The organism is Pseudoalteromonas sp. TAE56 (assembly GCF_000497955.1).
Taxonomy (GTDB): Bacteria; Pseudomonadota; Gammaproteobacteria; order Enterobacterales; family Alteromonadaceae; genus Pseudoalteromonas.
The window spans coordinates 1-809 of record NZ_AUTN01000093.1 but is presented as its reverse complement, the minus strand read 5'-3'; the positions used below and the strand labels follow the sequence as shown (position 1 = coordinate 809).

Here is an 809-nt window from a genome sequence, read left to right as displayed (position 1 = left end):
CTTTTATACAGTAGTTCGATTGATTGAAGGCTCCTCTATTGAGAGACCGATAACAAGAAAGAACGCTGTATAAACTCCAAGCATTAAACTCGGATAGTCAACGGGGCCTCGAGCCCGAATCGCAAGGCAGAGTCAGCTTATTATGAATACACTCAATAATCAAAATGAAATTAACGTCGGTGTCGATACAGGTAAAACTCAACTCGATATTTACATCCGACCTTTAGATATATATTTCACCGTAGAAAACAATGACGGCGGCATTAAACACGCTATAAAAACACTAAAAAAGCACCCAATAACGCGTGTTACTATTGAAGCAACTGGGCGCCTTGAACACCCCTTTATTATGGCGTGTGCTCAAGCGAATATCCCTTTCGTTGTTGCTAATCCCGTTAATATTAAACGTTTCGCAGGCGCTATTGGCCAAAAAGCAAAAACAGATAAACTTGATGCGCAACTCATCGCTCATTTTGGTGAAGGGACCAGACTAGACAGCCACTTTAATTGAACAAACAAAATTGTGCCACAAAATTAGCCCTTCAGATTCAAAATTTATCTTTTTTACTGGGTCACTTTCATTTCATCTATTAAATAAGTCATTACATTCTTAAACCCAAATTACACGCATGAAAATAACTCCGTAATGGCAGTTTTAACTTTTACTGAATGGTTTTTAATTTATGCTAATAGCTTTTCGCAGTTACTGATATTCGCTCGCCGCTTTCGCTTTAAGTTTTCACAGTAACTTGCTTGTGAGGTCGGCCTGCCTACTGCGCCGTGAAATACGCGCGTAAATTGCGTAGTGA

The 809-nt window shown here is 39.4% G+C and carries 2 pseudogenes; one reads left to right on the top strand and one right to left on the bottom strand.

From position 1 onward, the window contains the following. Window positions 1-142: 142 nt before the first annotated feature. A pseudogene (locus tag L656_RS0109800) lies at window positions 143-490 on the top strand (IS110 family transposase); the annotation flags it as partial. A 191-nt stretch (window positions 491-681) separates the two neighbouring features. Here the strand turns inward: L656_RS0109800 and L656_RS1000000123455 are convergent. Continuing rightward, window positions 682-809: pseudogene (locus L656_RS1000000123455) on the bottom strand (transposase); the annotation flags it as partial.